At 68.2% G+C, this 7,736-nt stretch carries 5 protein-coding genes, 1 pseudogene and 1 riboswitch; of the genes and pseudogenes, 5 read left to right on the top strand and 1 reads right to left on the bottom strand.

Going from position 1 to position 7,736, the window contains the following annotated elements; translation table 11 throughout:
- Window positions 1-2,804, bottom strand: a 2,804-nt coding sequence (locus KDB67_RS06215; protein ID WP_291013737.1) for a DEAD/DEAH box helicase, incomplete at its 3' end; no start/stop codon positions are given.
- A 73-nt stretch (window positions 2,805-2,877) separates the two neighbouring features.
- Window positions 2,878-2,978: riboswitch (cobalamin riboswitch) on the top strand.
- A 58-nt stretch (window positions 2,979-3,036) separates the two neighbouring features.
- On the opposite strand from KDB67_RS06215, the gene KDB67_RS06220 reads away from it, so the two are divergent.
- The 5 genes and pseudogenes from KDB67_RS06220 to KDB67_RS06240 form a co-directional block, all read left to right on the top strand.
- Entirely contained in the window at window positions 3,037-3,264 is a 228-nt protein-coding gene (locus tag KDB67_RS06220) for a CbtB-domain containing protein (RefSeq protein ID WP_291013740.1), read from the top strand.
- Between the two features lie 27 nt (window positions 3,265-3,291).
- Complete coding sequence (locus KDB67_RS06225; RefSeq protein ID WP_291013743.1) at window positions 3,292-4,110, top strand: CbtA family protein; 819 nt, start codon at window positions 3,292-3,294, stop codon at window positions 4,108-4,110.
- Window positions 4,111-4,254: 144 nt separating this feature from the next.
- Window positions 4,255-6,093, top strand: coding sequence for a neocarzinostatin apoprotein domain-containing protein (locus KDB67_RS06230; protein ID WP_291013749.1), 1,839 nt, complete (start codon window positions 4,255-4,257; stop codon window positions 6,091-6,093).
- A 113-nt stretch (window positions 6,094-6,206) separates the two neighbouring features.
- On the top strand, window positions 6,207-7,463 hold the full coding sequence (locus KDB67_RS06235) for an acyl-CoA dehydrogenase family protein (protein ID WP_291013746.1): 1,257 nt from the start codon (window positions 6,207-6,209) through the stop codon (window positions 7,461-7,463).
- Between the two features lie 61 nt (window positions 7,464-7,524).
- Window positions 7,525-7,736: pseudogene (locus KDB67_RS06240) on the top strand (vitamin K epoxide reductase); the annotation flags it as partial.

A 7,736-nucleotide genomic window follows, 5' to 3' on the forward strand; every position in this document is an offset into this window, starting at 1 on the left:
AGGTCCACCACGTCGTCGGCGTCGCGGGCGGCGCGTTCGGGGGCGGTGCGCTGCAGCCGGGCGACCACCGATTCGATGACCGCGGGGTCGAGCAACTCGCGCAGGTCGACGCGGCCGAGGAGCTGGGCGAGCAGGCTGGTGTCCAACGACAGTGCGGCGGCACGTCTTTCGGCGAGGGGGGCGTCGTCGTTGTACATGAACGCGCCGACGTACCCGAACAGCATCGACGCGGCGAACGGCGACGGCGCGGGTGTTTCGACCTCGACCACCCGCACCTTGCGGGTGCTGATGCGGGTGAGCAGATCGATCAGTGCGGGCAGGTCGTACACATCCTGCAGGCATTCGCGGACTGCTTCCAGGACGATCGGGAAGTCGGGGAATTGCGAAGCGACGGAAAGCAGTTGGGCGCTGCGCTGGCGTTGCTGCCACAGCGGTGCCCGGCGCCCGGGATCGCGGCGCGGCAACAGCAGTGCGCGCGCGGCACATTCGCGGAACCGGGAGGCGAACATCGACGAATCGGCCAGGGCGTCGGTGACGAGCTGCTCGATGTCGTCGGGGGAGATCACGAACACCGCACCGCCGGGCGGCTCGTCGTCGGTGTCGGGGAGCCGGACGATGATGCCGTCGTCGGACGCGGTGGTGGCGCCCTCCAAGCCGACGGTGGCCTGCAATCTCGCGGAGATGGCGCTCGCCCACGCGGCGTGCACCCGTAAACCGTAGGGGGAGTGCAGGATCACCCGCCAGTCGCCCAGTTCGTCGCGAAAGCGTTCCACCACAAGGGTTTTGTCGGTGGGCAGATGTCCGGTGGCCTCGCGTTGCTCGCTGATGAGAGAAGCGAGGTTGTCGCGGGCATAGTCGGTGAGTCCCAGGCGTGTCGCGTTCTCGGCCAGTTTGGTGTCGTCGGCGATGGCACCGGTGAATCTTCCGATGGCAGCACCCAATTCGGCCGGCCGGCCCACCGAGTCGCCGAGCCAGAACGGCAGCCGACCGGGCTGCCCGAACGCCGGGGACACCAGTACCCGATCGTGGGTGATGTCCTCGATCCGCCAACTCGATGCCCCGAGCGCGAACACATCGCCGACGCGGGACTCGTACACCATCTCCTCGTCGAGTTCGCCTACCCGGGCGACCTTTTCGCCGATCAGGTACACCCCGAACAGACCCCGGTCGGGGATGGTGCCACCGGAGGTGACCGCCAGCCGTTGCGCCCCGCGCCGCCCGGTCAGCGTGCCCGCCATCCGGTCCCAGGTGACCCGGGGCCGCAGCTCGGCGAACTCGTCGGACGGATACCGTCCGGAGATCAGATCGAGGACGGCGTCGAACACCGACCGATGTAGATCCCGATACGGTGCCGCGCGGCGCACAAGGTCGAACCAGTGCTCGACGTCGAGCTCTCCCACCGACGCGGCGGCGATGGTGTGCTGGGCGAGCACGTCGAGCGGATTCTGCGGGATGCGCAGCGACTCGATCTCGCCGCCCAGCATCCGGGCGACGGTGACGGTGCAGTGCAGCAGGTCGGTGCGGTGCTTGGGGTAGAGTACGCCCTGGCTGATCTCGCCCACCTGATGTCCGGCCCGGCCGACGCGTTGCAGGCCGCTCGCCACCGACGGCGGCGCCTCCACCTGGATCACCAGATCCACCGCGCCCATGTCGATACCGAGTTCGAGGGAACTGGTGGCCACGACGCACCGCAACCGGCCGGCTTTCAGATCGTCCTCGATCTGGGCGCGCTGATCCTTGCTCACCGACCCGTGGTGGGCACGTGCGAGCACCGGCAACGAGCCCGCGCTGCTACCCGAACCCATGACGTGGGCGGGCGAACCGCCGGGCACTCCCCGATTCGGTGTGCGGGGCGCGAGCGCACCGCCCTCCGACTGCCGCCGTTCGTGAATCTCGTTGAGCCGGGCGGTCAGCCGCTCGGCCAGGCGCCGCGAATTGGCGAACACGATGGTCGACCGGTTGCGTTCGACGGCGTCGACGATGGAGGTCTCGATGTGCGGCCACAGCGATCCGGCGGCCGGGGAGAACGGATCGTCGAGTTCGTCGGCGTCCTCGGGCGGCGGGATGCTGGTCATATCGGGTACGGGTACGTCGACCCGCAGGTCGAAGGTCTTGGCGGCGGGCGGCTTGACGATGTGGCATTCGGCGGTCCCGGCCAGGAACGCGGCGACCGCCTCCGGCGGGCGGACCGTCGCCGACAGCCCGATCCGCTGCGCGGGCTGGTCGAGCAGCTCATCGAGCCGTTCGAGGGACAGCGCCAGGTGCGTGCCGCGTTTGGTGGCTGCCACCGCGTGCACCTCGTCGACGATCACCGTATCGACGTGCCGCAGGGTCTCGCGGGCGGCCGAGGTGAGCATCAGGTACAGCGATTCGGGGGTGGTGATCAGGATGTCGGGCGGGGTTTTGATCAGCGCGCGACGGGTGGCCTGCTCGGTGTCCCCGGACCGGACTCCGACCGTGATGTCGGGTTCCGGGACACCGAGTTCTTGCGCGGCGCGGGTGATGCCCGTCAGCGGGGCACGCAGATTGCGCTCGACGTCGACGCCGAGCGCCTTGAGTGGCGACACATAGAGGACACGCGTGCCCGGTCCGCGATCGGCGCCGGTGGTCGCGAGCCTGTCGAGCGCCCACAGGAACGCCGAGAGTGTTTTGCCCGAACCGGTCGGTGCGATCACCAGGGTGTTGTGGCCGTCGGCGATCGCCGCCCAGGCGCCCGACTGCGCGGCGGTGGGCTTGCCGAAGGCTCCGGAGAACCACCGCCGGGTGGGGGCGGTGAAACGGTCCAGGACGAGGGCGGCGGCCACACGCACATCATGTCGCATGCATACGACACACCGTCGACCACGGTGGAGGTATAGAGTCAGCAAAAGTCAGCACACGGGAAACCCGGTGAGAGTCCGGGACGGTCGCGCCACTGTGAACCGTGACGTCGCCGAAAGTATCCAGACGATCGGGCGGCGCACGAAGTCAGAGCACCGTGACTGGCAGTGGAATACGTGCTCACTGGGACGCACGATCCCGGAAAGGACATCTGACATGACCTCAACGACCGCGACGGCCCCCGGCAAAGCCCGGGCACTGGCCGTCCCCGACGTCTCCGCCGTCAGCACCGCGCTGTGGCTCACCCTCACCGTGCTGATCGCCGCGCTGGCCTACTACTTCCTCGGTTACGACCAGGGCGCGGTGTCGGTGTTCGGATCGGACACCCACATCCACGAATTCATCCACGACTCCCGCCACTTCCTCGGCTTCCCCTGCCACTGACCAGCGGACCTGAGGAGACAACAGGATATGGAAAAGAAGTTCATCGGCGCCGGACTGCTCTCGGGTCTGGTCGCCGGAATCGTCGCGTACATTTTCGCCCGCATCTTCATCGAGCCGCAGGTGGCCAAGGCCATCGACTACGAGGACGGACGCGGTGCGGCCGAAGAGGCACTCTCCGGTGAGCACGGCCACGAACACGAGGTGTTCACCCGCTCGGTCCAGGAAAACATCGGTGCGGCCACCGGCACGCTCGTGTTCGCCCTGTGCATGGGTGCGTTCTTCGCCGTCGCGTTCACCGTGCTGTGGTCGTATGTCGGCCGCCGCTACCCGGCAACAGATCCGCGAGCCGTCGCAGCGGCGCTCGGTGCGATCGGACTCGTCGTGGCGTTCGGGGTGCCGTTCTTCGTCTACCCGGCCAACCCGCCCGCCGTCGGCGACGACAACACCATCGGCGACCGCAGCGGCGCCTACCTGACGATCACGCTGGTCTCGGTGATCGCGGCCATCGCGGCCGTCACGCTCGCCCTGTGGTTGCGGCCCCGGCTCGGTGGCCTGGTGTCGGCTATCGCGGCGGTGATCCCGTACCTGACGGTCGTCACGATCGCGGCCGCATTGCTGCCCGAGTTCCACGAGGTTCCCGAGGCGCTCAAGAACGACGCCGGCGACATCGTGTTCCCCGGCTTCCCCGGCGGGGTGATCGGCGACTTCCGCGTCTACGTCATCGCCAACCAGGTGATCCTGTGGACGGTGTTGGCGACGGTGTTCGCGCTGATCATCTGGAAGCTGGAGAAGCCGCGCACTTCGGTGACCGCAGCGGCCGCGGAGCGGGTCGGCGCCGCGGACTGACCGCGCACCTGAACAGGCTCGCACCGGTGGCCGGGATCGTCGTGATCCCGGCCACCGGTCGTTTCCCCGGACGTGAGGCCTGTGACATTCGGCCGTCGCGGCTAGGGTGGACGCCCGGGTGAGGCTATCGTTACTCCGGTGTCCATGGCGGTTGAGGAGTCCACGACGGCGTCGGGGCGGGCTGTTCGAGGACGATCCCGACGGACCTTCGTGGCGATCGCCTTCAGCGGCCTGCTGTGCGCGGCGTCCGGTTCGATGGCGGTAGGCGACGCCTACGCCGCGCCGGCCCCTGCGGGCAGTCCGGTGAGCACCGGCAGCCTCGGCGACCTGAGCGCCGGCATCACTATCGGCGACGTCACCATCGACCCCAACCCCGACCAGGGGACGTCCGTCGAGCTGAGTTCGGCCGACCCCGCGGCCGGCGAGACGATCACGGTCACCGGCTCCGGATTCACCGCCGATCAACGGCTGACCGTCGCGCAGACCGTCGCCCGGCCGGTCACCGGATTTCCGCTGGTGTCCGCAGGTGCGCGGACGCTGACCACCGATGGTTCGGGAAGCTTTTCCACCACGCTCCGCGTCACCAGGAACGTCGGCGGCACCGACTGCACCGCCGGGACCTGCTACATCGCGACGTTCGTGGCTCTGCCGCGCGGCGTCGCCAATCGCAGCCAGGACAACTGGACCGCCATCCGGGTCGGTGGCAACCCGTCCGCGCCTCGGCCCGTCGCCGACGATCCCGGACAGCGCACGAACCCGGCAACTCCGTCCACCGGATCGCCCGCACAGGACGACCGGACCACCCCGAACCGGACCGGTCAAACCCAGAACACGCAAACCCCGAACACACACACCGAGAACGATCCGGCCCCGAACCCGGCCCCCCGGCCCGCGCCGGTCAATCGGGCGGGCGGTCCGGTGGTGACGCTGTCCAAGACCTCCGGGCTCAACCCCAACGGTGATGAGATCACCGTGTCGGGCAGCGGATTTTCCGGTGGTGGCGCCGGTATCTACGTCGGTATCGCACAGGACGACCAGTTCTCGACGACCGACGCGAGCGTGTACGGTCCGGGCACCGTGTTCGTGCGGTCGTCGCAGATGTCCGGCGGGACGTGGTCGACGCGGCTGAAGGTGTCGGCGTCGTTCGCCTCGGCCGACTGCCGGAATAAGCAGTGCTCGGTGTATACCCTCGCCGCACATGGCAGTACGGATCGTTCGCAGGACACCAGGACGCCGGTGAGCTTCACCGATGTGGGGGTGAGCGCACCTGCCCGCACCGGCCGCGACGCCACTACCCGCAGCGACACCGCCCGCAATCGCGCTGAACGTGGCGCCGAATCCGGTGAGAAGGACGGCACACCGACGGTCTCGATCTCGCAGATCAGCGGACTGGAGCCGAGCGGAGCGAAGGTCACGATCTCCGGCACGGGGTTCTCCGGTGAGGGCCCCGGAATCTACGTCGGCCTGGTCCAGGACAGCCTCTTCTCAACGACCGATGCCTCCGGCTGGGGCGCCGTCGCATTCGTCACGCCGTACATGATGCACGGCGGTTCCTGGTCGACGACCCTGACTCTCAAACCCGACTACGGCAAGGGAAACTGCCTGCGCAACCCGTGTTCGATCTACACCATTGCCGCGCACGGCAGCTCCGACCGGTCCCAGGACACCACGACACCTGTCGCCTTCGGCGACGATTCGGCAAGAGCGAAGGAAGACGCAAAGGCGAAGGCAGAAGCCAAAGCGAAGGCAGAAGCCAAAGCGAAAACGAAGTCCGAATCCAAGGCCGCGACGTCGACGGACGAATCTGAGGCCACCTCCGGCGACCCGGCGCAGGCCGGATCGCCCGACACCGGGCGCGACTCGAGTGACCCCGGCTGGGTGCCCTGGGCGATCGCGGCCGGAGCGATAGCGGGCGCGGGAGTGCTCGGCGGCGGGGCATACGCGATCAGGCGGAGAGGCACCCGCACTCCACCCACGGCCTGATCGGACCGCGCCCGGGTACCTGGCGCGTCTCGTGGCGGCCCCTGGTTACCTGCGCCGACGACAGTCCCGGCACAATGAAACGTGTTCTCGTTTCAGTGTGGAGGGAGTGGTCCGTGTACGAATGGTCGCCTGAGGATCTGATGGTCCGGGATGCGTTGCGCGCGTTCATCGACAAGGAGATCCGGCCCCACTCCGACGAGCTCGAGTCCGGCCGCCTCGCGCCGTACGACATCCTGCGCAAGCTGCTGTCCACCTTCGGCGTCGACCAGATGGCCGAGGACGCGCTCGCCAAGGAACTGGCCGCCGAGGAGGCACGTGCGGCCGGTGACACCGGCGCCGGGTCCCGTTCGCGCGGCGGTGCGTCGGCCGCATCGGGCGGGATGAGCCAGTCCGCGTTCATCATGCTCAACTGTGAGCTGTCGTCGGTCAGCCTCGGCCTGGTCACCTCGCTGGGCGTGTCGATGGGGCTGACGTCGAGCACCATCCGCAGCCGCGGCACCCTCGCGCAGAAGAAGCGCTGGCTGCCGGGCCTGGTGTCGCTGGGCAAGATCGGGTCGTGGGCCATCACCGAACCCGACTCGGGGTCCGATGCGCTCGGCGGCATGAAGACGACGGTCCGCCGCGATGGCGACGACTACATCCTCAACGGCCAGAAGACGTTCATCACCAATGGCCCGTACGCCGACATCGCGGTCGTGTTCGCCAAGCTCGACGACGGTTCGGGCACACCGCCGCGCGAACGCAAGGTGCTGACGTTCGTCGTGGAGAAGGGGATGCCCGGATTCACCCAGGGATCGCCGTTCAAGAAGATGGGCCTGATGAGCTCGCCGACCGGTGAACTGTTCTTCGACGACGTCCGGCTGACGCGCGATCATCTGCTCGGCGAGACCGAGGACCTGGGCGACGACGCCCGCGGCGGCAAGGGCGCGAAAGCCGGTTTCACGGCCGAACGGATCGGCATCGCGGCGATGGCGCTCGGTGTCATCCAGGAGGCGCTGCGGCTGTCGGTGGACTACGCCAATACCCGCACCCTGTGGGGCAAGGAGATCGGGCAGTTCCAGCTCATCCAGCTCAAGTTGGCCGAGATGGAGGTGGCGCGGATCAATGTGCAGAACATGCTGTTCAACGCCATCGAACGGACCAAGGCCGGTAAACCGCTCTCGCTTGCCGAGGCGTCGGCGATGAAGCTGTACTCCTCGCGCGCGGCCACCGACGTCGCGATGGAGGCGGTGCAGTTGTTCGGCGGCAACGGCTACATGGCCGAGTACCGGGTCGAGCAGCTCGCCCGCGACGCCAAGTCGCTGATGATCTACGCGGGCAGCAACGAGATCCAGGTCACGCACGTGGCGAAAGGTCTGCTCGCTCGCTGAACGTCGCGCTGGGACGTCCGGCCCTGCGGCTGAATGACGGCACGCGGATACACTGGCCCGCATGACCGACGTCGCCGACTCGCCCGAGGTTGACCAGCCAGAGCCTGAATCACACGCCGCCGACGAATCCGCTGGATTCGATGTGGCCGCGCTCCGCGCCCAGGCCGAGGCGTCGTGGACGCGGATCGTCGCGTGGGTGCTGACGATCGGCGGGGCGATCGGACTCATCGCGTCGGCCGACCTGAGCATCGAGAAGATCGAGATGCTCAAGGA

The sequence above is a fragment of the Gordonia sp. (in: high G+C Gram-positive bacteria) genome, assembly GCF_020438995.1.
GTDB lineage: Bacteria > Actinomycetota > Actinomycetes > Mycobacteriales > Mycobacteriaceae > Gordonia.